Source organism: Halomonas sp. McD50-4 (genome assembly GCF_022348135.1).
Classification (GTDB): domain Bacteria; phylum Pseudomonadota; class Gammaproteobacteria; order Pseudomonadales; family Halomonadaceae; genus Vreelandella; species Vreelandella piezotolerans.
The window spans coordinates 108,344-131,576 of sequence record NZ_JAKRFG010000006.1 but is presented as its reverse complement, the minus strand read 5'-3'; the positions used below and the strand labels follow the sequence as shown (position 1 = coordinate 131,576).

18 protein-coding genes and 1 pseudogene are annotated in these 23,233 nt (G+C 58.5%); 8 read left to right on the top strand and 11 right to left on the bottom strand.

Annotated elements, in window-relative coordinates; translation table 11 throughout:
- Positions 1-4 precede the first annotated feature (4 nt).
- Both lnt and MHM85_RS09490 read left to right on the top strand, forming a co-directional pair.
- The gene (gene lnt / locus MHM85_RS09495) at positions 5-1,537 is read left to right on the top strand and encodes an apolipoprotein N-acyltransferase (RefSeq protein ID WP_016916425.1); all 1,533 of its coding nucleotides are present in this window, start codon (positions 5-7) and stop codon (positions 1,535-1,537) included.
- A gap of 113 nt (positions 1,538-1,650) precedes the next feature.
- Positions 1,651-2,634, top strand: coding sequence for a L,D-transpeptidase family protein (locus MHM85_RS09490; protein ID WP_227408090.1), 984 nt, complete (start codon positions 1,651-1,653; stop codon positions 2,632-2,634).
- Positions 2,635-2,760: 126 nt separating this feature from the next.
- Here MHM85_RS09490 and MHM85_RS09485 read toward each other — a convergent pair whose 3' ends face one another.
- The 4 genes from MHM85_RS09485 to MHM85_RS09470 form a co-directional block, all read right to left on the bottom strand.
- Positions 2,761-3,666, bottom strand: coding sequence for a hypothetical protein (locus MHM85_RS09485; RefSeq protein WP_016916423.1), 906 nt, complete (start codon positions 3,664-3,666; stop codon positions 2,761-2,763).
- A 1,606-nt stretch (positions 3,667-5,272) separates the two neighbouring features.
- On the bottom strand, positions 5,273-6,088 hold the full coding sequence (locus MHM85_RS09480) for a TniB family NTP-binding protein (protein WP_231125623.1): 816 nt from the start codon (positions 6,086-6,088) through the stop codon (positions 5,273-5,275).
- A 65-nt stretch (positions 6,089-6,153) separates the two neighbouring features.
- Entirely contained in the window at positions 6,154-8,082 is a 1,929-nt protein-coding gene (locus tag MHM85_RS09475) for a Mu transposase C-terminal domain-containing protein (RefSeq protein ID WP_016916422.1), read from the bottom strand.
- A complete protein-coding gene (locus tag MHM85_RS09470; protein WP_022521280.1) occupies positions 8,075-8,755 on the bottom strand; it encodes a heteromeric transposase endonuclease subunit TnsA in 681 nt (226 codons plus the stop codon). The genes MHM85_RS09475 and MHM85_RS09470 overlap by 8 nt, the downstream gene beginning before the upstream one ends.
- Before the next feature lie 141 nt (positions 8,756-8,896).
- Between MHM85_RS09470 and MHM85_RS09465 the strand changes: the two are divergent.
- A pseudogene (locus tag MHM85_RS09465) lies at positions 8,897-9,559 on the top strand (ATP-binding protein); the annotation flags it as partial.
- 9 nt (positions 9,560-9,568) lie between these two features.
- On the opposite strand, the gene MHM85_RS09460 reads toward MHM85_RS09465, so the two are convergent.
- Both MHM85_RS09460 and MHM85_RS09455 read right to left on the bottom strand, forming a co-directional pair.
- Positions 9,569-10,156 (bottom strand): NAD(P)H-dependent oxidoreductase, encoded by a 588-nt coding sequence (locus tag MHM85_RS09460; protein WP_219862204.1) that lies wholly within the window; start codon positions 10,154-10,156, stop codon positions 9,569-9,571.
- A gap of 19 nt (positions 10,157-10,175) precedes the next feature.
- A complete protein-coding gene (locus MHM85_RS09455) occupies positions 10,176-11,144 on the bottom strand; it encodes an alpha/beta hydrolase (protein ID WP_153843513.1) in 969 nt (322 codons plus the stop codon).
- Positions 11,145-11,363: 219 nt separating this feature from the next.
- On the opposite strand from MHM85_RS09455, the gene MHM85_RS09450 reads away from it, so the two are divergent.
- Positions 11,364-13,538, top strand: a complete 2,175-nt coding sequence (locus tag MHM85_RS09450) for a malate synthase G (RefSeq protein WP_153843514.1) — start codon at positions 11,364-11,366, stop codon at positions 13,536-13,538.
- Positions 13,539-13,782: 244 nt separating this feature from the next.
- Positions 13,783-14,199, top strand: a complete 417-nt coding sequence (locus MHM85_RS09445) for a PaaI family thioesterase (protein WP_219862206.1) — start codon at positions 13,783-13,785, stop codon at positions 14,197-14,199.
- Positions 14,200-14,236: 37 nt separating this feature from the next.
- On the opposite strand, the gene paoC is transcribed toward MHM85_RS09445, so the two are convergent.
- From paoC to MHM85_RS09430, 3 genes are read right to left on the bottom strand one after another with little or no spacing between them, the layout of a single operon-like run.
- Positions 14,237-16,420, bottom strand: a complete 2,184-nt coding sequence (gene paoC / locus MHM85_RS09440; RefSeq protein ID WP_219862208.1) for an aldehyde oxidoreductase molybdenum-binding subunit PaoC — start codon at positions 16,418-16,420, stop codon at positions 14,237-14,239.
- 3 nt (positions 16,421-16,423) lie between these two features.
- A complete protein-coding gene (locus MHM85_RS09435; protein WP_219862210.1) occupies positions 16,424-17,374 on the bottom strand; it encodes a xanthine dehydrogenase family protein subunit M in 951 nt (316 codons plus the stop codon).
- Complete coding sequence (locus tag MHM85_RS09430; RefSeq protein ID WP_219862212.1) at positions 17,371-17,937, bottom strand: 2Fe-2S iron-sulfur cluster-binding protein; 567 nt, start codon at positions 17,935-17,937, stop codon at positions 17,371-17,373. Before MHM85_RS09430 ends, MHM85_RS09435 begins: the two co-directional genes overlap by 4 nt.
- A gap of 164 nt (positions 17,938-18,101) precedes the next feature.
- Here MHM85_RS09430 and MHM85_RS09425 point away from each other — a divergent pair, with 164 nt between their 5' ends.
- Complete coding sequence (locus tag MHM85_RS09425; RefSeq protein ID WP_239285783.1) at positions 18,102-18,743, top strand: nucleotidyltransferase family protein; 642 nt, start codon at positions 18,102-18,104, stop codon at positions 18,741-18,743.
- 135 nt (positions 18,744-18,878) lie between these two features.
- Complete coding sequence (locus MHM85_RS09420; RefSeq protein ID WP_219862215.1) at positions 18,879-21,368, top strand: EAL domain-containing protein; 2,490 nt, start codon at positions 18,879-18,881, stop codon at positions 21,366-21,368.
- On the opposite strand, the gene MHM85_RS09415 is transcribed toward MHM85_RS09420, so the two are convergent.
- Positions 21,355-21,795, bottom strand: coding sequence for a DUF411 domain-containing protein (locus tag MHM85_RS09415; RefSeq protein WP_139526023.1), 441 nt, complete (start codon positions 21,793-21,795; stop codon positions 21,355-21,357). The two genes, MHM85_RS09420 and MHM85_RS09415, sit on opposite strands and share 14 nt — an antisense overlap.
- A gap of 161 nt (positions 21,796-21,956) precedes the next feature.
- On the opposite strand from MHM85_RS09415, the gene MHM85_RS09410 reads away from it, so the two are divergent.
- Positions 21,957-22,712 carry a glutaredoxin gene (locus MHM85_RS09410; RefSeq protein WP_219862217.1) on the top strand — a complete coding sequence of 252 codons (756 nt, stop codon included), beginning with the start codon at positions 21,957-21,959 and terminating at the stop codon, positions 22,710-22,712.
- A 6-nt stretch (positions 22,713-22,718) separates the two neighbouring features.
- Here the strand turns inward: MHM85_RS09410 and MHM85_RS09405 are convergent, their stop codons facing one another.
- Positions 22,719-23,099, bottom strand: a complete 381-nt coding sequence (locus MHM85_RS09405; RefSeq protein WP_219862220.1) for a DUF423 domain-containing protein — start codon at positions 23,097-23,099, stop codon at positions 22,719-22,721.
- Positions 23,100-23,233 lie beyond the last annotated feature (134 nt).

The following is a 23,233-nucleotide window of genomic DNA, read 5'->3' as shown; positions in this document are numbered from 1 at the left end:
CGCTATGGATGTGGTCGATAAAGATAAAGAATATACGCTTTTTGCTGGGCGCTCCTCACCAATAGTCGATTGCGTTGTAGCGCTCGCCGCTGGGGTGCTGACCACCTTGAGTGCCGCCCCCTTTTCCCTATGGTGGCTTGGCCCAGTGAGCGTGGCACTGGTCTATTGGAGAATAGCGTCGCTAACGCCCGCCATGGCCACCCTGCGTGGGTGGTGCTATGGGGTAGGCCTGTTCGGTTCAGGCACGTCGTGGGTCTTCGTTGCTATTCACGATTTCAGTGGCACCGGGGCCTTGGTGGCGATGCTCCTCACCACTCTTTTTGTCAGCGTCCTGGCGCTCTTCTTTGCAGTCCCCTTTGGGCTCTATCGACGCATCACGGGGCCACGGTTCGCCTTTCTTAGCTTTGCCGGTATGTGGGTGGTGAGCGAATGGCTACGCACTTGGATGCTCACCGGCTTTCCCTGGTTATTGCTGGGCACCTCTCAGATTGATTCTCCACTAGCCCCATGGGCGCCCGTTGGTGGTGTGTACTTGCTGTCACTCATGACCGCGCTGACAGGTACGTTAGGGGTAGAGGTACTGCGTCGCCGCTGGAGTTTCCTTGTCCCAATGGCCGCCTTGTGGATCGTTCCATTCCTATTGCCCGCCCAATGGACAACCCCGGCTGGCAAGCCCATCCGGGTGGCATTGCTGCAAGGGAATCTTGACCAGCGCATTAAGTGGACTGCCCAAGGGCAGCGCGAAGCGATCAGTATCTACACGACGATGACACGGGAGCAAGCAAGGGATATCGATCTCATCGTTTGGCCTGAGGCAGCCCTTCCCATGCTTGAGCAGGAAGCACAGCAAATACTTGAGCAAGTAGCGTCCGACCTGGGGCCTGACACCGCCTTGTTGACCGGCATTTTGCAACGCGACAGTGAAGGGCGCTCTTATAACAGCGTCATAGGGCTAAATGATGTGCAGGGCGAATACCAGAAGGCGCACTTGGTGCCCTTTGGCGAGTATTTGCCATTCCAAAGTCTCCTCGCTGGCACCCTTGCTTTTTTCGACTTGCCAGTACCTCGCCTGACCCCAGGGTCAGGCGAACAGGCTCCGTTACACGTGGCTGGAGCCACCATTGGCAATGCCATTTGTTACGAAATCATTTTTGCCGACCATGTCGCCCAACAGGCGCGTAATGCCGAGCTGCTATTAACGGTTTCCAACGATACGTGGTTTGGGCGCTCCATTGGCCCACACCAACATCTTCAAATGGCGCGTCTACGTGCCTTAGAAAATGGTCGTCACCTACTTCGAGCTACCAGTAATGGCGTGACGGCCATCATCGATTCACAAGGTCACGTCACAGCCCGTGCCCCACAGTTTGAACAGGCCAGTTTAACGGGCGAGGTGACCCCGATGCAGGGCCTAACTCCTTTCACACGCACCGGTAGTGGCCCCGCTTGGATACTCGCTGCGGTGCTGACACTGCTCGGGTTACAACTGAACTTATCTCGATCAAAAAACGACGCATTAGATGAAAAAGGAACCTAGCGATGCTCTTGGCAAAGAACGCAGCAATACTTAAGAGATTCCTCCCATGGCCAATGCAGATCGGCTTCATCGTGAGTGTGATGGTTTCGTTTCTGGCATGGCTCCCTGTCGCCATGGCGGCACAACCTTCCACTGCCCAGGAGACGGAATGGCCCAAGGGGCATTACCCGCTACCTGAGGAAGGCAATATTATCGGAGAGGCTGACACCTTCATCGTGAAGAATTACGAGGATACTCTGATTGATATTGCCAGACGTCACAACCTTGGCTACCAGGAGATTGTACGTGCTAACCCAGAGGTCAGTATTTGGGTGCCCGGAGTGGGTACTGAAGTAACCATTCCAGGACGCTTCATCCTGCCGAATGTCGAGCGTACTGGGGTCGTCATCAATATCGCCGAGCTGCGGCTTTACTACTACCCAGATGTCAAAACCGGTGAGACACCGCGCGTTGAGACCTATCCTATCGGCATCGGTCGCGAAGGGTTTGATACACCCCTTGGTGTGACCGAGACCACCATGAACATTAAAAACCCCGCATGGTACCCGCCTGAGTCGGTAAAACGTGAAGCGGAAGCACGCGGCGAAACCGCACCAAGCGTTGTACCGCCCGGCCCCGATAACCCGCTAGGAGACCATGCCATCATCCTAGGCTTCGATGGCTATTTGATTCACGGCACCAACCAGCCCGATGGCATTGGCATGCGCGCAAGCCGAGGTTGTATCCGCATGTTACCCAAAGACATCGAATCTATATTTGACCGCATTCCACCCGGCACCCAAGTCAACATCATCAATCAGCCGATCAAGATAGGTTGGGAAGGCGGTCAGCCGCTGATTCAAGCCTTTCCGCCGCTTGGAGAAGAAGAGCACAGTATGACCGCACTCACAGAGACCATGACACGCCTTAACCAATACAATGTCGATAACGTAAACCTCGATTACGAGCAGCTCAGCGATGTCCTGTCACTCTCTAACGGGCTTATAACCCCACTACATCCAAAGCAGGAACAGGAGCCACAGCGCCACAGCCCAGAAGAGAAGGCTATCAAGGGCATTTATGAAGACCTGGTTTTGACGTCATCTCAACGGTCATGACACGCCTTTTGGCACCCCGTTGAGCCCTGGCATATAGGTAGAGAGCCATAGCCCCGTCCAAACGGCGGGGCGACATTCGCCTACAGAGTCGCGGGGCCCTCCAAGTGACTGCGCGCTATCAGTGTCTTAGCACTCAATATCCAGAGGCAGCCAGTAGGTAACGCCACCCACTACCACCTGTATCCCGTCTGTCGTCCGCTCTACGGTCTGTTGTCGAAGCATTTTCTGCGTTAATTTTGTGTCATGGAAATACTCCATGGCAGCAACGATCCATGCCTCCCTCCAGGCCTCTCCTTGATCAGCACACCGGGCCATCGTCATCAGGGTGCGGGCTAGTGTTTCTTTTCGCCGCTTTCTTGCCCGTTTTACATCCACCCGAGGAGCCAACGTGGTGGCATGTTGGCGATTTAAGAAATTAGTAAACCCCGTGACCGAGGCTGCTTGTCCGGGCACCGCATGCAAATAGTTGTCCACATCGCCCTGTTGAGGCAGTCGCTGCCCCTCCCGGTCAGTAGCGAGTAGCAATGCGGCTGCCGCTCTTAGTGCAAGTCGTGCGGAGGTGTGGGACGTTTTGCCCGCCTCTATACGGGTTTCCAATTGCAGCCAATAGGCTTGCAGCACTTGGTCTGATAGCGAAGCGAACGGCATAGAACTGAGACACGCTTGAATACGTCTTTTCTCTGAGTCGATCCGCTTTGCTTGGTGATCCGGCTCTACCCCTTGCTCTTCATGCAACCATCGCATGGGAAGCCTCACACGCCGCAAGCCCTCCGCCCCGAAGTGATGAAGTAGCTCCGAATAGCTCGGTATCCGTGACCATGCCTGGTCGAGCTCAAGGAAGAACGAGAAGAAATGATTGATCTTGAGGGCAGCCTTATGCGGCCCAGTGATACGAATCAGCCATTCACCAAATTCCCCAAAGGCCTCACTTAACGCTTTGGTAGTGATACCGGCTTGGCCAATGGTGATGCGTTTACGGCATGTTCGCGTCCAATAGCAGGGCTCACAGGCATCACCTCGACCCGCTGGCATGGGATTACCACACGATGGGCAGGCAATTTCCCCTTGCTCATTACAGGCTTTGCACAACGCATCCCCGTTGGGTGCCACCACCAATAAACGATGTCGACGACATGCAGAACAGGTACCGTGGTCTGCTGTCGAACAGCGTGGACATAAGCGATGATCATGCCCCATACGCGCCACTCGGGTAAGACGTTGAGATGCTTTCCCACACGCCTCGCAGGGCTCTGGTTCTTTGAAATAGGGAGCGCAGGCGATACAGACAGGGCCGTAGGGAGTGACCTTGCCGATGTTGTAGTCTGAACTGGCTTTTCCACATCGTGCACACGGTTTGTCAACGTTGCACTGACGACAGACGGCGTCTGGGTCATTCTTAGGCAGACGGGCTAACTCACCACATCGTGGGCACATCCGCCGCTTAAACACACGAGCATAGCAAGTTGAACAGTAGCCGTGCCCTTTATGGCGTCGCCACAATTTGGAGACTTCTCGGCCACACTCATCGCAGTCGACCGTTTGGTGTTGATTCAAGAGGTTGGCTCCGCTTTCATTCTGCGTTTTAAACGCGCCCATGAGGCTCTAACAGCGCGTTCCGACATGGGGCGACAAGCCGGGGGAACACGGCGGCGATGCGGCCCATGAGGGTGGTGAGATAACCGTGATAGCAGCGGCAACAACACAACGGGGGGCGACCTTCGGGGATCATGAAGCGCGCTCGTTTTGACATTGCACGCGACCAGAACGCTGAACGTTTCTTCAAGGCCCATACTGAGCAAGCGTTCCAACGCTACCAATAAGGCACTACGCTCGCTGACAGCCAGCAGCTCAAACGCCAGGCCAGACACAGGCATTCGGCAATCCGTAACCGAAATGCCCAATGAAAGAAGCGCATCGGCCAGGGGTGACACAGGCCGCCGACTTGCACGCCGTATAACGCCAATAAAAAAGGCCACCATAGAAAACCAATCGGCGGGTGCGATAGAGGCCTGCCTAAACGTCACCTTATCCTGTTCTAACACACGATCAGCCATCACTTGAACACTGAACGCTTCAGGTAAAGGCGACGTGCATACCGCCTTTCTAAAATCGTTATGACACCGGCTGCATTGAGCTAAATGTTGATCTTCCGCTGTCAGGCGATGGGGCTCTATAGGGGCCTTGCATGCTGGGCACTCATCTACCAGCTGCACCCCATGAAAGCGGCACCCAGTGTGCCAAGCGAATCGCCAGTGCCGGCGCAAGTAGGGGGTTGAGTCCTCTGCCAAGCACAACGTGCATACCTGTTGTCCTCCATGGCGGGTTCGATTTCGGCTGCCGAGTGCCAACAACCAGGGCCAAGTCCGGGTTTCCGGTAACGAGTAACCGACCACTTTCTCACAATCGTCCCGCATCCCCGCTTTCTGAAACTTAGCGGAAGATATCCCCGAGGCATTCACTAATGGGCGCATTCTTGCGAGGGGTATTTCCCTATCAATGTCCCTCGTCCATATACGCCATGTTGGCCAAATAGCCCCGGTGAGCGACAAAGGATCACACCCCTGTCGCAACGCCGCCCGAACGAGCCATGATGAAAGGGACTCCTCAGGCAGCAGGGGCACACTCAGCGCCCAGGTCATTACAGCATCACTTCCCTAATGCCACGGGTGGGCCGCACCCATGATTTACTCTGAATAATTTTCTCATCGATGCACTCAGCTCCAGACAAAATAGCGGCATTTGCACACTCAATCAGCAGCCGGTGCAGGTCACCCAAATTACCGCCAGAAATCGCGTGGAGCTGGGTCGCCAATTGGGGCTCATGCAGTTGGGAAGGATGTTTGAGAGGTAATATCTTCTCAAAGCCAGCGAGCAGCTTCTGAAACTCCTGATTGAGCTCCCACTTTGGTAACGCGACCACATCAAAGCGACTCGCATGCTGTGGGTCTGAATGCAGCACACGCACAGCATCTTGCGTCCCCACACCAACGATGGGAATCATTAGCTCATTGCATAAAAGCTTAATGGCATTCATCGTTTCGCGCTGCTTAACAGCACCACCGGTTAACAGAGAGTGAAACTCATCGATGATCAGTAAGCGCGTATGGCAAGCACGCAGTTGATGAATCACCTGGTAGCGCAGCTTGGGAACAGGATCTGTAGGCCGGTAGGGAGCCCAGAAACTCTCTAGCACTGCGATATACAGACTTTTCTCATCGGCACTCGGGGGAGCCTGAGTGACAACAACAGGCTTCACGGGCTCTACGTCTTCATTCACGTAGCCTTCACCGTACTGCTTACGAAACCGTTGAACGATGGTTGTCTTTCCGTTGTTGGAGTCACCCACGAGCAAGAGGTTAGGCATACGAGGACGACTGGGCTTCTCCATCAACCCACGCATGACCTCAATGACACGATTGGCCAATGGATAGCCCAACCAGCGCGGTTGATCCATAAACTCCATTCGCTCTTTAGCGGACAGCCCCAAGACGTGACGAAGATCAGGATGAAGGTGTGTGCTCATGCTATGTCCCAGTTCACATCGATATCACCCGTTAAAAGACCGTCCCCTTGAGCGGGTGTCTCTTTAGGGGCCGCAGTTGAGGGCGCATGTAAAAGGGGATCTGCAGGCGTCACCTTCTTCTCATGCTCTTTACGTCGTTGTGCCTGACGGCGACTTCGCTTAGTACGTGCTTGCGACTCCTCCACATGGGTTCGCAGCTCACTAATAGCGCGTAGAATTTCAGTCTCATTGACCGAGTTTCTTCCTTCCTGCCGAAGGCGCGCTTTAGCTTGGGCATACTCCCAAACACTCATCGAGGGGAGGGCAAGATTGGCAAAGGGCACGCGAAAATAGTGCCCGAGCTCCGGGTCTTTGAACCAAATGACACTAATGTCGCGAGGGTCGCGCCGGAAAACAAAGGTGCGTTTCTTGTCTGGCATGTCTGGATCTTTGGCATTGATCCAAGGTCTTAGCGCTTCATCGTAATAGTTTATGCCATCGATGGTCACACCAAAGGTCTGGATCGTACGCTGAAAGCTGGGCAAAAAATCGAGCAATACAGAGAGCCTGTCAGCAGGCCTCGGCGCTAATCCCACTCCCTGCACATCCGCATTGCCAAACACACCAATTTCCCACTTTTTCATCGGCGACATACCAATCCCAGAATGAAGGCGCTGGTGGTAAACCTTGCAAATCAACGTCACCAGCCACTCTTCAAACTCGCTTTTCGTCATGGCCGCGTGCTTCTCTGGATCGTATCCCTCTTTCTCTTTAATGGAGGAGAAGGTCGTCCCAGGCAGGTTATGGATTTCCTTTAGAAGAGAGCCCAGTACCCGCTCAATGTGGCCACCATAACGAGGCTGCTTAACAGGCCGAAACTCAAGGTTGACCCCATAGGCTAGGCATGAGCGCCGAAACGTCTCAGAGCGAAAATCTGGGCCGTTATCGACATGAATCGTGGCGGGTGTGCCCCATACCGGCCACTCAGCCTCCACATTATGCAGTAGCAACCACTCATCTTTAGGAAGCATGGAGTGCGCCACACACATGCCGACAGATGTTTCAGAGGGCGGGTCAAACGACAAGTAATACCCCGTGACCATGCGAGTAAACACGTCCATGGCCAACGTAATCCATGGGCGACCAATCGGCTTGCGATACACGTCATCGACCAAAATAATATCGGCAGGCGTGTGGTCAATCTGCATAACGGCTAACGGATAGTCCGCATTGGGAAATTTTCCGGCAGCCGGCTGGAACTTGTTAATGGCTTTGTCTCTAAAACCATGGCCACGCAACCGGTCACGCTCTGGGATATCACGCAGACGAGCACGAACGGTACCAGGGCTCGGCGGGTCGATGCGCCGTTCATGGCAGCGCCGCATGACTTCCTGTACCGCTTTTTGTGCGGACGGACGCTGCAGCGTCAAATACACCTCTTTGATGACTTCCTGAATCACTGCCTCGGCATGCGCGGGAATACGCGACTTTCCCTTCTTCCACCCTGGCTTTTGAGGAATCAATGCGAGCACCGAGCCCGTCGCTTTATACCGCTTCAACCAACGGTAGATCGTAGCCGTATCAACCCCCGTTTGTTTCGCACGCTCCTCCGCTGCATCCCGCCCCACCGTATGGCGATCCACCAAGGGCTTAATGATGGAAAAGCGATGCTCGGCCTCCCGCCAATCGGCATCCCCAATCTCGGACATATCCTGCTCAGGGGATACGGACCCGCTATTGAGAGGCGCTAGTTCTTTGATGCGAAGCGGGCAACTACGCCCGGACTCAACGGCAATGCCAATGACTGTCTCAAAATCGAGCACCTGGGAAATTCGGTAAACGGTGCCATCTTTCTGAACCTGCTCACCCACCATAATCTGCAAGTGTTGGCGTGTTTGGGCGACGCCGTTATTGGGTTCAGTTGCGCTGCCACGATGGTTATTCATAATCGGGTACCCATACCTCCGATAGAGGACTGAAGGATTGGGCCATATCGCAATCTAACTGCCGAGTCGCCAGTAGATGCCATAAATGCGCAATCCCCTCTGCCCGGTAAATATCGCCCATAAAGTGCCGAGAAAGCAGGTAATCCAAGGTCGCCACCCCCATTTCCCTCACCGTGTTGAGGACTGCCTGGCTTTCGACAGAGGGAAACACCATCCGCTTGTAGCGCGCTAGGAAGGTAATGTTGTCCAAGGTCTTATCACGAATGCGGCTTTCATCATGAATGCGAAACGCCCAGCCCTCATTGTTGGCATGCCGTATCGCCGCCTTCCATTTAGGCGACCATTCACGCCAATGTGCTTGCCACTTTTCCCGTGGTTTGACCTCCACCAGGAGAGGTTTTGGGTAATCCCTGTAATGACGGTTACCGAGACGGTAATAAACCAAATAGTCAGGTGTGTAGGTGTAGCGCCTACCGGTCACGGGATGATGAAACGGGATCTCGCACGGCTGGGATATCACACCAAGGACGCTCACATCAAAGTCAGCCTTGATGAGGAAATCACGTTCGAGCGTCGACTCGAACGCAATAGACTCCTCCCCGCGAAAGGCATAGTAGCCAGACACACTTCGTCGGGTAGGGCCGATTTTACGAACGGATGTAGGCAGTGGCATGGGCAGTCGCACCAAATGTTGAATAAAACAAGACCTGTCGCATCAATTGCTATTAATTCTGTCGCACTCAATCCTGTACAGACTACCATAATAGCCCGATATTACGCCCTGAGGGTCGCACTAATTGCTGAAAATGACAGTGGCTCGAAACCCAAACCGGGTGAAATATCGCTTGCGCATCACGGCGTGCTGTTTTTGGACGAGCTGCCGGAGTTTTCTCGTAACGTCTTGGAAGTATTACGCCAACCGCTGGAAACGGGCGAAATCCACCTCTCCCGCGCCAGCCACGAACGTCGCTACCCCGCCCAATTTCAGCTCGTTGCCGCGATGAACCCTTGCCCCTGTGGCCACCTGGGCGACCCGCGCCAACGCTGCCAGTGCAGCGCCAGCCAAATTCAGCGCTATCAGGCACGCCTCTCTGGCCCGCTGTTGGATCGCATCGACCTGCAAGTGGAAGTGCCCGCTCTGCCCCCCGAGCAGCTCACCGCACAAACGCAAGGCGAGCCTTCCAGCGCGGTGCGCGAGCGGGTAATGGCGGCTCGTGAGCGGCAAATGGCCCGGGGCGCACTCAACAGCCAGCTCAGCGGTAAAGCGCTGGAAGCCGCCTGCGCCCTCAATGAAGAGGAGCGCGCCTGGCTCGCTGGCGTGCTTGAAAAGCTCAAGCTCTCCGCCCGCGCCTACCACCGCGTGCTGCGCGTCGCGCTCACCCTGGCCGACCTGCAAGGCGAATCCAAGCCCTCACAGCCGCACTTTATCGAAGCGATCGGTTACCGGCAGTTGGATCGACTGTTGAAAGGGGCATAAGCCCCTTCGTCATTGGGCGTGCGTTGCTGCAAGGGCATCGACCAAGCGCTGGCACAGCGCATCCAGCTTTTGCCCCGTGGCGTCATCATGCAGCGCGCCGCTGTCGTTGAAGGCGCTGCCCGCTTTAGGTAGCGAGAGCGGCTGGGGCAGTACGGTGAGGCTCAAGTTGGCCAGTAACTGCTGGCCCAGCGGCAGCGCGCGAATACCGCCCAGGCCACCGGGGGAAGCGGCTACGAGCGCCGCCCACTTACCGGCAAAGAGCCCCAAGCCCGGCGTGTCACCGTAGGGGCGTGAAAGCCAGTCCAGGGTATTTTTCAGCAGCGGCGTGATAAAGCCGTTGTACTCCGGCGAAGCGATCATTAGCGCTTGGTGGTCCGCCAGCATTTCGCGCAGTTTCAGCACGTTCTCCGGCATGCCTTGGGCTTCGATATCTTCGTCGAACAGCGGGCAGGGATACGCTTTCAAATCGATGAACGTGGCTTTGCCACCTAACGCCTCGATGCGCTGGGCAGCTAGCTTGGCGAGCTGTTTATTGAGCGAGCCTTCACGGGCGCTGCCAGCAAAAACCAGTACTTTGGGTGGTTGAATGGCGGTCATGGCCTCTCCTTCGTTGGGGTCAATGCACGTTCTCGACGAAATGGTCGAGCGCTTCAAACAGCTGTTGACGAATCGGCTCTGCTTCGTTCACCAAATGGTGCCGCGCTTCCGGATGACGATGAACCTCTGCATTGGGGAATTTCTCCGCCAAAATGGTCAGATTCCACTCCCAATCCACGGTGAGGTCCTGTTCGCCCTGCAGAATCAGGGTAGGCAACGGATTGGGTTCGAGCGCCAAGAGGCGCGGCATCCAGCGGCGCATGGCGGTGATCCAGGCCACGCTCAAGCGCTCGGGCTGTAGCGGATCCTGGTCGCGTAGAAAGGCGGTGAACGCTTCATCGGTGGAGTTGGGGCGGTACTTGCGCGGCAGCTCTTTGACAAAGGGGCTGGCGATCAAATGCAGCCAGCTGGCTTGGCTCCAGCGCCAAGGGCGCACCAGCGGTGCCAGCAGCACGATACCGGCCCAATGGGCGGCTTCTCGGCGGGTGAGCGCATCGGTGGCTAAAATCGCCGCGCCGGTGCTTTGCCCCACGCCCAGCCACGGTGTGGGTGCCATGTTGAGCGTTTGCAGCGTCTTTTGCAGGTGCGCTAGGCAGTGCTGGTAATCATCGAAGTCTTCGATTTCCGCCCGGGGGCCGCTGGAAAGGCCGTGGCCGGGTAAATCCCACAGCACCACGCGCCAGCCTTTGGCCAGCAGGCAACTGAGCAGGTGGCGGTACAGGCCCAAATGATCGAAATAGCCATGAATCACGAACGCGGTGCCGGTGGGCTTGGGTGGGCTCCACACTTGGCACCACAGCGCGAACCGTCCGGTATCGACAAATCCGGCATGCACTTCGCTAGTGTCGTTGAGCAGCGCCTCCAGACCGTAGTGGCGAAAGTAGTCATGCACAGCGTCCGTTAGCGCGTCGCCTGGCGTCAAGCGGGAGAGCGACGACTCCCCTTGCGCCTGCCGGAACAGGTCTTCCAAGTGCTGGAAATTATGCATTGACGTCTCTCCGTGAACACCACACTTCCATGGGCTGAGTAACAGCACAAAATAACAGCGGCGGTGCCGCCCGCTCTTATCATTTGGTCGAGCATTTTACCGCTTTAGGGTCTACGCTGTTTACATGCCAACGCAGGTGTGGAAGTATTTTCCATAAATCACCATTCACCCTGACCGTGGCACTTCAACCCACCACGGGCACCTTCACAGGAGAACCCCATGAGCGAGCGTATCACGCGTCACCGTTTACAGGTGGCAGCCGACCTAGATCGTTTCATCAACGAGCAGGCTCTGCCGGGCACCGGCGTCGACGAAAGCGCCTTCTGGGCCGGTGTCGATGCCCTGTTCCACGATTTGACCCCAAAAAACCGCCAACTGCTCGAAGAGCGCGACACGCTGCAAGAGAAGCTGGACGCTTGGCACCGTGAAAACCCCGGCCCGGTCAGCGACATGCCCGCCTACCGTAGCTTCCTCAAGGAGGCTGGCTACTTGGTGGACGCACCAAACAGCGTCAAAGCCACCACGGCCAACGTCGATCGCGAAGTCGCCACACAAGCAGGCCCGCAGTTGGTGGTACCGGTGAGCAATGCCCGTTACGCCCTGAACGCGGCCAACGCCCGCTGGGGCAGCCTGTACGACGCCCTATATGGCACCGACGCCATCTCCGAAGAGGACGGCGCGGAAAAAGGCACCAGCTTCAACCCGAAACGTGGTGAGAAAGTCATCGCTTACGCCCGCGGCGTGCTGGACCGCGCGGCTCCGCTGGCCACTGGCTCGCACCGGGATGCGGTGAAGTACGCTATCCGCGACGGCCACTTGGTCGTCAGCCTGGAGGGCGGTCGTGAAACCGGCCTGAAAGACGCTGGCAAGCTGATTGGCTTTAACGGCGACGCCGCTGCGCCCGACTCGATTCTGCTGGCCAATAACGGCCTGCACCTGGAGATTCAGGTCGATGCCAACCACCCCATCGGCAAGACCGACCCGGCCCACGTCAAAGACGTGGTCGTGGAAGCCGCGCTGACCGCCATCATGGACTGCGAAGACTCCGTCGCGGCGGTGGATTCCGAAGATAAAGTCGGTGTGTACAGCAACTGGCTCGGCCTGATGAAGGGCGACCTGGAAGAGAACATCGAAAAGGGTGGTAAAACCTTTACCCGTAAGCTGCACGCCGACCGCACTTGGCAAACCACTGACGGCAACACCGTCACGCTGCCGGGCCGTTCGCTGATGTTCGTGCGCAACGTGGGCCATCTGATGACCACCCCGGCGATTCTGGACGAAAACGGCAACGAGCTGCCGGAAGGCATTCTGGACGCAGTGGTGACCTCGCTGCTGGCGCTGCACGACTTGAAGAAAGACGCCGACCAGCCGCGCAACTCCCGCGCAGGTTCGGTATACATCGTCAAGCCGAAGATGCACGGGCCAAAAGAAGTCGCTTTTGCCAACGAACTGTTTGGCCGCGTGGAAGACATTCTTGGCATGAGCCGTGACACCTTGAAAATGGGCATCATGGATGAAGAACGCCGTACCACGGTCAACCTCAAGGCATGTATCGCCGAAGCGACCTCGCGCGTGGTCTTCATCAATACCGGCTTCCTGGACCGCACTGGCGACGAAATGCACACCGCCATGGAAGCAGGCCCGATGGTTCGCAAGGGCGACATGAAGAGCGCTGCGTGGATCACCGCCTACGAGAAGAACAACGTGCAGGTTGGGTTGGCCTGTGGCCTGCGCGGCCGCGCCCAGATTGGTAAAGGCATGTGGGCCATGCCCGATTTGATGCACAGCATGCTGGAGCAGAAAATCGGCCATCCGAAAGCCGGTGCCAATACGGCGTGGGTCCCTTCCCCCACCGCCGCGACCCTGCACGCTCTACACTATCACCAAGTCAGCGTTGCCGACGTTCAGCGCGAGCTGGAAGCCCAGGGCGAGCCGGACTTCTTGGACGACCTGCTCACCGTGCCGGTGGCCGAAAACGCCAACTGGTCCGATGACGAAATTCAGCAAGAGCTGGACAACAACTGCCAGGGCATTTTGGGATACGTGGTTCGCTGGGTAGAGCACGGTGTCGGCTGCTCCAAGGTACCGGATATTCACAACGTCGGTCTGATGGAAGACCGTGCCACGCTGCGTATCTCCAGCCAGCACATTGCCAACTGGTTGCACCATGGCATCGTCGATGCGCCCCGTGTCGAGGAAACGCTCAAGCGCATGGCGAAAGTGGTTGATGAGCAGAATGCTGGCGACCCCACCTACACCGCCATGAGCGCCGACTTTGAAGGCTCTACCGCGTTCAAAGCCGCTTCTGACTTGGTGTTCAAAGGCCGCGTGCAGCCGTCTGGCTACACCGAGCCGCTCCTGCACGAATGGCGCCAGGTGCACAAAGCCAAATAAGCCTCATCGCTCAATGGCCCCCAGTCCCAAGGCTCGCGCCTTGGGGCTTTTTTATTTATGCTGATTTACGTTGACGTAAAAGAAACACACAGCAAGCTATGCAGCAATTAGATGCGCTGGCAGTAGGTTGCCGAGAGGGTCTTATGCCAGGGATGGCATAAGTAGCGCCCAGGGATGGGTTCACAGCGCCCTCTCGGTGGCCTACTGGCAGCAGACTCCCAGCCTGTCAGAGTGAATAACAACAATGACCGTGATGACCGTCGAGCAGATCGAGCACTTTCTAGATGAGGTCTTTCCCCAACGGATGGGCAAAATAGAGAGCGTGGGTGAAATGTGCGCCACCATGCGCCTAAGCATTGGCCATGAGCATCTGCGCCCCGGCCCCCGTGTGTCCGGCCCTACCATGATGGGCTTTGCCGATGTGGCGCTCTACGTGGCCATACTGGCCCAAATCGGCCCCGAAGCGATGGCCGTGACCAGCGATCTGAACTGCCACTTTCTTCGCGCGGCCTCAGGCGATCACGACATCATCGCCCACGCCAAGCTGATCAAGCTGGGCCGCCGCTTGGCGGTGGGAGAGGTACAGATTTTCTCCGCCAGCGATGACACGCGTCCCGTGGTGCATGTCACCGCCAGCTATGCGCTGCCGGATAACACCTAGGTGGCCCAACAGCGGGGCCGTTCACGTCTCAACGCGCTCAACTCACTTTGGGGAGCTGGTCGATCAGCCTATCCAGCGTCATCGGATAGTCGCGCACACGAATGCCGGTGGCGTTATAGATCGCGTTGGCCACCGCCGCCGCCACGCCACAGATGCCTAGCTCCCCCACGCCCTTGGCTTTGAGCGGGGTCGAGGCGGCATCGGTGGTGTCCAGAAACATGACCTCCTGCTCGGGAATGTCCGCATGCACCGCCACCTCGTAGCTGGCGAGGTCGTGGTTGACGAAAAAGCCGCGCTCCACATCGGGGGTGAGCCCCTCCATCAAGGCCGCGCCCACCCCCATGGTCATCCCTCCAATCACCTGGCTGCGCGCCGTAACCGGGTTGAGAATGCGCCCTGCGTCACACACCGCCAGCATGCGGCGTACACGGGTTTCGCCCGTGTGGGCGTGTACCGCTACTTCTACAAAGTGCGCCGCGAAGGTGCCAATTTGTAGCGTGTCCTTGAAGTCGCCAAAGTGAATGGTGTCTTCCGCCACCAGCTCTTCGCCGTTCGCTACCTCGGCTAGCGTCACGCCGGTGGTGCCTGCGATCACCCGGCCCTGCGCAAATCGTGGCGAGTTCATACCAAGGCGCTGGGCAATCTCCTCTTGAAGCTGCAGGCAGGCCGCGTAAACACCGGCGGTCGCGCTGGCGGCACCAAACTGACCGCCGGAACCCGACGAGACTGGGTAGTCGCTGTTGCCCAGCCGTACCTCTACGTCCTCTAGCGCCAAGCCCATGGCTTCCGCGGCGGTTTGAGCGATGATGGTGTACGAGCCGGTGCCGATATCGGTCATATCGGTCTCTACCACCAGGCGCCCAGCCTGCAGGCGAACCCGCGCGCCGGAATCCATGGTGGGCGCGCCGCGATAAGCACCGGCCATGCCGTGGCCGATCAGCCACTGCCCTTCCCGCTGGCCGCCTGGGGTGCGGTTGCGCGCCTCCCAGCCAAACGCCTCGGCCCCTTTTTGCAGGCACTCCACGTAGTGGCGGTCGCTAAACGGTTTACTGGGGTCTTCTGGGTCGACCTGAGTATCGTTGAGGATGCGAAATTCTACCGGGTCCATGCCCAGCTTCTCGGCCATTTCGTCCATGGCGATTTCCAGCGCGGCAAGGCCAGAGGCTTCGCCGGGGGCGCGCATATCCGCCGACTCAGGCAAGTCCATCTCGATGGCCGTGTGGGCCACGCGGCGGCTTGCACCGGCGTAAAAGGCGCGGGTTTGGTTGACCGGGTTCTCGCCGCTGCCGCCGGGCAGCGTATGGGAGAACGCCGAGTGGTCGAAGGCGGTGATCCGGCCGTCGGTATCGGCAGCGATACGCAGGCGCTGGACAGTGCCAGAGCGGTGGGTGGCGTTGTTGAACACCAGCGGGCGCGGTAGCGCCAGCTTGACCGGCCGCCCGGCCGCCCGCGAACCCAGCGCGGCCAGTACGGTATCTGCTCGCAGCCAGAGCTTGCCGCCGAAGCCACCGCCCACGTAGGGGCTCTCTAGGCGAATGGTCTCGGGGTCGATCGCCAAGGTGGTGGCCAGCGCTTCGCGGGTCCAGGCTATCATCTGGTTGGAGGTCCAAACCGTCATTTGGCCGCCATCCGACCAATCCACGATGGAGGCGTGGGGCTCCATCATCGCGTGGCTTTGGGAGGCCGTGCGGTAAACTTCATCCAGCGTTACTGCGGCGTTTTTAAAGGCCTCATCCACATCGCCCACATCAGAGAGCGGCTCGTCGGGTGTTTGCTGCTCCCAGGCGGCGTCTAAATCAAACACGCCTTGCTCGTCTTGGTAGCGCACCTCGATCAGCGCGGCGGCACTTCTCGCTTGCTCTAGGGTGTCGGCTACCACCACGGCAATGGCTTGATGGTAGTGGGCAACGGTATCGCCACCAAACAGGCGTGCCACGTTGCTTTTAGCTTGCGCCAGCGGTGCTATATCTAGGGTGGTGACCACCGCTGCCACCCCAGGTGCGGCGCGGGCGGCCGTGGCATCCATATGGGTAATGCGCCCTTTGGCAATCGTGGCGCACAGCGGATAGCCCACCAGCTGGTGAGCCGCTACGTCATGGCGCTCGTAGGCATAGGGCGCTTGGCCGGTCACTTTGAGCGCGCCATCGATGCGCGCATGGGGCTTACCAACGATACGGGCGTGATCGAACAGGTTATCGTCGGTCGATTGATTGAAATCCATCGGTTACTCCTCGGCCAGCAGCGCGGCGAGCGTTCGCTCTGCCAGGGTCAGCTTGTAGGCGTTCTCGTCGGTGGGGCGAGCACCGTCCAGCAGTTTGGCCATCACCGCTGCTGCGCCCTGGGGCAGCGCGGCGTCTGCCGCATCGCAACGCCAGGGCCGGGGGGCCACACCGCCTAGCGCCACTCGCCCCGTGCCGTCCGGCGCGTGAATCAGTGCCACCGAGACCAGCGCAAAGGCGTACGAAGAGCGGTCGCGCACCTTGAAATAGGCATGGCGCCCTTCCATCGGCGCGGGCAGCACCACCCCGGTAATCATCTCGCCTTTAGCCAGTGTGCTTTCCACCTCGGGAGTGTCGCCAGGCAGCGGATAGAACGCATCCAGCGTCAGGCTGCGAGTCTCGCCCTCGGGGGTGACGGTTTCCACGCGAGCATCCAGCGCTTGTAGGGCCACGGCCATATCGGAGGGGTGTGTGGCAATGCACGCATCGGACGTACCAATCACGCCCAGATGCCGGGTGGTCGCGCCTTTTCCCAGCGCCGCGCAGCCAGCGCCCGGTGAGCGCTTGTTGCAGGGCATGGCGGTGTCGTAAAAGTAGGGGCAGCGGGTGCGCTGCAGCAGGTTGCCGCCGGTGGTGGCTTTGTTGCGCAGCTGGCCAGACGCCCCCGCGACCAGCGCCCGACTCAACACGCCATACGCTTCGCGCACACGGGGGTCGGCCGCCAGCGTGCTGTTGCTGACCATCGCCCCCACCCGCAGGCCGCCCTCTTCCGTGGCCGTAATGTCGTCCAACCCCGTGCTGCGCACATCGATGAGATGCAGCGGGGTTTCGATCTCGTGCTTCATTAAATCCAGCAGGTTGGTGCCCCCGGCAATGAAGGTCGCGCCCGGCACCTCAGCCGCACGGGCCGCCGCTTCGGCAGGGCTGGCAGCACGCTCGTAGGAAAAGGCTCTCATGCGCGCTCCTTGGCAACCTGGGTAATGGCCTTGAGAATGTTGGCGTAAGCGCCACAGCGGCAGAGATTGCCCGACATCCGCTCGCGAATCTCGGCATCGGTGATCTCGATGGGTGCGGTAAGATCCGCCGTAACATGGCTGGGAATATTGGCGGCGATCTCCTGCAGTACGGCGTTGGCCGAACAGATCTGCCCCGGCGTACAGTAGCCGCATTGAAAGGCGTCGTTATCCACAAACGCCTGCTGCATGGGGTCTAGCTGCTCTACCGTGCCCACGCCTTCGATGGTGGTGATCTCGTCACCTTCGTGCATCACCGCCAAAGTAAGACACGCGTTGATGCGTTCGCCATTCACCGACACGGTGCAGGCGCCACACTGGCCGTGGTCGCAGCCTTTTTTGGAGCCGGTGAGCGCTAAGTGCTCCCGCAGGGTATCCAGCAGTGTGGTGCGGTTATCGAGCGTCAGCGTGTGCCGGGTGCCATTGACCATCAGCGTCACGGTCGAGCGCGGTACGTTTTGCGATGCCTGATCGCGGCGCTGTTCAGCGCTAGGTTGAGCGTTCATAACTCGGTGCCTTCCCTGATCATTGCTGTTGCTTATCGACGGTCTCGCCCTTCAGCATAGTCATAAATCAGCGGCGGCGACCTAACGTAACGCAGCGACCCGCGCTAGGCTAGCAAGACGACTCAGGACAGGAGACGACATGGATACAACGGCGGGATCGGCAGGTGATTGAACATACTCGGCAAAAAGGGCAGTGCGCGGCGAGCGCTCATCACGTCGTCGCGCTCGTGATGGCAGCAGGTTACTCACGGCGCTATGGCGACGCCGATAAGCGCCAAGCGCGTCTTGCCGATGGCAGAACGCTGTTGGCCACGACGGTGGCACGCATTGAGCAGGCGTTTCTCCAGGTAAGGGTTGCGATTCGAGAGGAAGACGACGCGCTTCAGCTCGGCTTGGCGCCGAGCACGCCGCTGATTCGACTGCATCGGGCGCCACTGGGTTTGGGTGCGAGCCTTGCCGAAGCGGTGGCGGCGTTGAGTCGTGATTGCCGCCTAAAAGACGCTCAGGCCGTCGCGGTGCTGCTAGGCGATATGCCTCGCTTTCAGCCCGGAACGCTACTAACGCTGCAGCAGTGCATCACCCGAGACACCATCTGGCGGCCATGCTTCCGCGGCCAACCTGGACATCCGGTACTGTTTGGGCGGGATTTTTGGCCAGCCCTGGCAGGCATCGACGGCGAGTCAGGGGCAGCGTCTTTGATTCGGCAACATGCTTCACACTACCGTACCCATGACGTGGGCGATGCCGGGGTGGTATTCGATGTTGATACGCCAGACGCACTCGCCAGCCTCAAGGACTCCCTGTAGATCAACGCATCTTTCTCACAGTATCGATAGCCTTCCGGCCGCAGGGCGTTTAAACCTCCCCCGATTTTAAGAGCAAGACATTAATAAACATTATAAAGTACTGTATGCATGCCACTGCCACACGGCGACTAACCCATGATACTGCCCAACCTGTTATTGGAACCGCAGGCGCTGAGTGCTCTGCAGGGAAAACACGATATCCCGCTGGTCGTTTTATCGTGGTTAGTCGCCTTGGCCGCCTCGTTTGCTAGCCTGGAAATCATTCGCCTGGTGGGCAGTACGTCATCAACTTTGTGGCGACGCACGTGGCTTATCGCTGGCGCTAGCGTCATGGGCACTGGCGTTTGGAGCATGCATTTCGTCGGCATGCACGCTTATCGCTTGGATTTCCACGTCAGCCATAGCCCTTTATTGACGCTCCTCTCCGTTCTGCCAGCCATCGTCGGCAGTCTGGTGGCCATGACGCTGCTCTGCCGAGAGAGACTCCCACACGACACGCTGATCAGAGCGGGCACGAGCCTAGGGCTAGGCATCGGCGTCATGCACTATAGCGGCATGGCCGCTATGCGCATGCCGGCAACGCTGTTCTACGCCCTGGACCTATTCCTCGCCTCGCTGGTGGTAGCCATTGGGCTAGGCGTCTTGAGCGCTTACGCGTACCGCCTATGCCGCCTGGATAACGGCAAAACTCACTATCAGCGGTATGCTTTCGTATCTGCCCTATGCATCTCGGTTGCGGTGAGCGGCATGCACTACGTGGCCATGCAGGCCGCCTGGTTCGTGCCGGATGGCGCCATCGGCCAAGCCCCAATAGAGACCTCGCACTGGCTCATTTATGTCATCAGCGGCACTGCCGTCTTTGCGGCATTGCTTACGTTGATGGCGATCAAAATTCAGCGCCGCCTACAAGACAGCGAGCGCCACGGCTATATGACCCAGCAGCGGCTGCTGGAGGTGATCGCCGCACTGCAAGATGGCGTGGTGCTGTTTGACGATGGCGCCCGCATCCGGCTGTGTAATAACGCCTTTGAGCAATTAACCGGGATGACCCAAGCCCAGCTCATCGATGCGGATATCACTCAGGTGCCTTACGCCAAAGAGAGCCAAGCACTGACGCCCACCATACAGCGCGCACTGGTGTCACAAGGTGAGTGGAGCGGCATGGTGACGGCACTGCGCTCCAATGGCGACGAATATCCTGCGTGGATCAGCATCAGCCGAGTGAACTATGCCAACAGCAAAGACAGAGATTACGTGGCCCTGTTCAGTGACCGCACCGACGAGCAGAACGCGCAGCAGCGTATCCGCTACTTGGCCTACCACGACATATTGACCGGTTTGCCGAACCGGCTGGCCCTTCAAGAGCATCTCTCCACTCATTTGAAAAGCCCCTTAACGAAAGGGGGCTACTCCGTGTTCGCACTGCTGGATCTCAACCGATTCAAGGTGTTGAACGACAGCATGGGACAAGATATTGGCGACGAGCTTTTGCGGCAGCTAGGCCGCCGTTTACAGCAAGCCGACGATCACATTTATGCAGCCCGGCTGGACGGCAATGAGTTTGCGCTTTTCGCATCCCTCGCAGCCACCGAGCACACCGCTGCAGAACGGCTCGCCCATCAATACATCGAGCGAGTACTGGCATTGTTGACGGCTGACTATCAACTGCACGGTCACACCCACCCATGCAAAATCAACACAGGCACGCTGATCTTTTGCCCTCGTGAGATCGAGAGCGTTGGGCAGTTGTTCAAACGCGCCGGGCTCGCACTACTGGAAGCCAAGCGCCAGCGAGACGGCGAACCCAAGCGTTTCTGCTCCGCACTGGAGCAAAAACTGGAGGAGGACATCACCCTGGAGCGCGAATTGCGCCTAGCGATCGAGCGCGGCGCCCTCAACCTTCATCTACAGGCGCAGGTGAATGGGGAGCATGAGGTCATTGGCGCCGAAGCCCTCCTGCGCTGGCAACACCCGGAGCGGGGAATGATATCACCCGCCCGTTTCATTCCCATCGCCGAACAAACCGGGCTGATACTTCCTTTAGGGGCTTGGGTGCTCGAAGCGGGCTGCCGACTGCTTGGCGAATGGCAGCACGATCCACGTCTGAGCCGCTTGAAGCTCTCGCTCAACGTTAGCGTGCGTCAATTCCAGCAACCCACTTTTGTCGAGCAGGTCATGAGCACTCTAACGTCGACCGGCGCACCGCCTGAACGCTTGACACTAGAGTTAACGGAGTCGCTGCTGATGAGCGACCCAGAAGGCACCATCGATAAAATGCTGCGCCTGCGGCAGTTGGGAATTCGCTTCGCGCTGGACGACTTTGGAACAGGCTATTCGTCGCTGGCGTATCTGAAATCGCTGCCGCTGAACACGCTCAAAATCGACATTGCCTTCGTCAGGGATTTGACCCTGGATATGCAGGCAACGCCGATTGCCGCCACTATCATCGCGCTGGCCGAGAGCCTAGGTCTGGATGTCGTGGCCGAAGGCGTAGAAACCGTCGACCAAGCCACCGTACTGGCTCGCCTGGGCTGCCATGTGTATCAGGGCTACTACTTTGGCAAGCCCACTCCCGCGCAGGCGTTTACCCAACACAACGGTGCCTCTTCGTTTACAGCGTCATGAACGGCTGGGCGTTGTGGTCGCTAAACGTGTAGACGTGGTAAGGCTCACTCTGCGGCCCAGGCATGCCCGGAGTGCCTATCGGCATACCGGCCAAACCAATACCATCCACCTCGGGCTGCTGTTCGAACAGCGCTTCGACCGCTTCCAACGGCACGTGCCCTTCGATCCAGTAGTTACCTATCTCGATGGTATGACAGGCGCCCATGCCGTAAGGCACGCCTGCCTGCTGCTTGATCTCACCCAGCTCGACGTCATCGATAATGGTGACGTCTATACCCAACGCTTCCAGATGACGCGCATACTCATCGCAACAGCCGCATTGCGGGTTCTTATACAGCGTCGCCTCATCGGGCAGCGCGGCATGGGCCGTGGCTGCACCGAACATCAAAGCACCGGATACTAGCAGCGCCGTGGTATGTCGTTTCATATGGCTCTCCTATGACACTCTGCTTGTATAGCTTACAACCTAGGTGCTACCTGCAGGTCAAGATCCAGGCAACCGCCATCCTCTCCCATTTGACCTATGGGCGGCACCGGGTTCTATGCTTGAAGTTGCACGTTGACCGCAAGACGACAAGGAGGCTGATCATGGCAGCAACGACCCACCCCAACGCTCAGGTATATCGGATGAAAACCGCCGAGCATCTGTGTCCGTTTGGTTTGAAAACCGTTGATTTACTCAAACGCAAAGGCTACACGGTGGACGATCACACGCTCACGTCCCGCGAGGAGATCGACGCGTTCAAGGAGCAGGAGCACGTCGATACGACGCCGCAGGTCTATATCGACGGGGAGCGGATCGGCGGCTACGAAGAGCTGCGCGACCACCTGGGGATGAGCGTTCCCAGCGCCAAAGAGACTACCTACCGCCCGGTCCTGGCCATTTTTGCCGTCGCCCTATTGATAGGCGTGGCGATGAGCTGGGCGATACAGGGCACGCTGTTGACGGCGCGTATGCCGGAGTTTGCCGTGGCGACTGCGATGGTGCTGCTGGGCCTGCAAAAGCTGCAGGATATCGAGAGTTTTAGCACCATGTTCCTCAACTACGACCTGCTCGCCCAGCGCTACGTGCCCTATAGCTACGTTTACCCTTACGCCGAGACCGCCGCCGGGCTATTGATGCTGGCAGGCACGCTGATATGGGTGGCCGCGCCGCTGGCGCTGTTCGTCGGCACCGTAGGCGCGGTATCAGTGTTCAAAGCGGTGTACATCGACAAGCGCGAACTCAAGTGCGCCTGTGTGGGTGGCAACAGCAACGTTCCGCTTGGCTTTGTGTCACTCACCGAGAACCTAGTAATGATCGGTATGGGCGTGTGGATGCCGCTGCGCATGCTGCTGGGCTAACGTCGATTAAGTGCGGCTAAGGAGCGCCGTGACACCCAGGGCCAACCAACCGGCCATCAGTAGAAGCCCGCCGATGGGTGTCACGATCCCCACGCTCAACCCGACCAGCGCCATCAGGTGGAGCGAACCGGCAAAGGCCAGTACGCCTAACGCCCATAAGGCGAGGACGACCTGCTGACCAGGGAGCGGGCGGTGGCTGCGCCACGCAAGCACCGCCAGCATGGCCAGCGTGTGCCACGCTTGGTAGCGCACCCCGGTTTCCACGATATCCACCATGGCGGCGCTGGTGCGGGCCGCTAGACCGTGGGCGGCATAGGCCCCCAGCATCACCATGACGGCCCCCGATAGCGCCACCACACACCACCACAGTTTGTCGGTTCGCTGCACGCCCTGCTCCTTTTCACGCATGTTAGCGGCCACACGCCGCACTGTTAATCATCGAGATATTCACCCCGTTGCATACCTTGCACGGGGTGAAACCGCTACAATAGAGGCCGTTTTGCCTCATCCACCAGGGTGCT

What these genes read in the sequence shown, in the direction of transcription:
- MHM85_RS09480 (WP_231125623.1), bottom strand. Translation starts at nt 6,088, where the DNA reads ATGGATCAACCGCGCTGGTTGGGCTATCCATTGGCCAATCGTGTCATT.
- MHM85_RS09470 (WP_022521280.1), bottom strand. Translation starts at nt 8,755, where the DNA reads ATGCCACTGCCTACATCCGTTCGTAAAATCGGCCCTACCCGACGAAGT.
- MHM85_RS09430 (WP_219862212.1), bottom strand. Translation starts at nt 17,937, where the DNA reads ATGAACGCTCAACCTAGCGCTGAACAGCGCCGCGATCAGGCATCGCAA.
- lnt (WP_016916425.1), top strand. Translation starts at nt 5, where the DNA reads ATGGATGTGGTCGATAAAGATAAAGAATATACGCTTTTTGCTGGGCGC.
- MHM85_RS09475 (WP_016916422.1), bottom strand. Translation starts at nt 8,082, where the DNA reads ATGAATAACCATCGTGGCAGCGCAACTGAACCCAATAACGGCGTCGCC.
- MHM85_RS09490 (WP_227408090.1), top strand. Translation starts at nt 1,651, where the DNA reads ATGGCGGCACAACCTTCCACTGCCCAGGAGACGGAATGGCCCAAGGGG.
- MHM85_RS09410 (WP_219862217.1), top strand. Translation starts at nt 21,957, where the DNA reads ATGGCAGCAACGACCCACCCCAACGCTCAGGTATATCGGATGAAAACC.
- MHM85_RS09450 (WP_153843514.1), top strand. Translation starts at nt 11,364, where the DNA reads ATGAGCGAGCGTATCACGCGTCACCGTTTACAGGTGGCAGCCGACCTA.
- MHM85_RS09460 (WP_219862204.1), bottom strand. Translation starts at nt 10,156, where the DNA reads ATGACCGCCATTCAACCACCCAAAGTACTGGTTTTTGCTGGCAGCGCC.
- MHM85_RS09420 (WP_219862215.1), top strand. Translation starts at nt 18,879, where the DNA reads ATGATACTGCCCAACCTGTTATTGGAACCGCAGGCGCTGAGTGCTCTG.
- MHM85_RS09485 (WP_016916423.1), bottom strand. Translation starts at nt 3,666, where the DNA reads ATGCCAGCGGGTCGAGGTGATGCCTGTGAGCCCTGCTATTGGACGCGA.
- paoC (WP_219862208.1), bottom strand. Translation starts at nt 16,420, where the DNA reads ATGGATTTCAATCAATCGACCGACGATAACCTGTTCGATCACGCCCGT.
- MHM85_RS09455 (WP_153843513.1), bottom strand. Translation starts at nt 11,144, where the DNA reads ATGCATAATTTCCAGCACTTGGAAGACCTGTTCCGGCAGGCGCAAGGG.
- MHM85_RS09445 (WP_219862206.1), top strand. Translation starts at nt 13,783, where the DNA reads ATGACCGTGATGACCGTCGAGCAGATCGAGCACTTTCTAGATGAGGTC.
- MHM85_RS09435 (WP_219862210.1), bottom strand. Translation starts at nt 17,374, where the DNA reads ATGAGAGCCTTTTCCTACGAGCGTGCTGCCAGCCCTGCCGAAGCGGCG.
- MHM85_RS09415 (WP_139526023.1), bottom strand. Translation starts at nt 21,795, where the DNA reads ATGAAACGACATACCACGGCGCTGCTAGTATCCGGTGCTTTGATGTTC.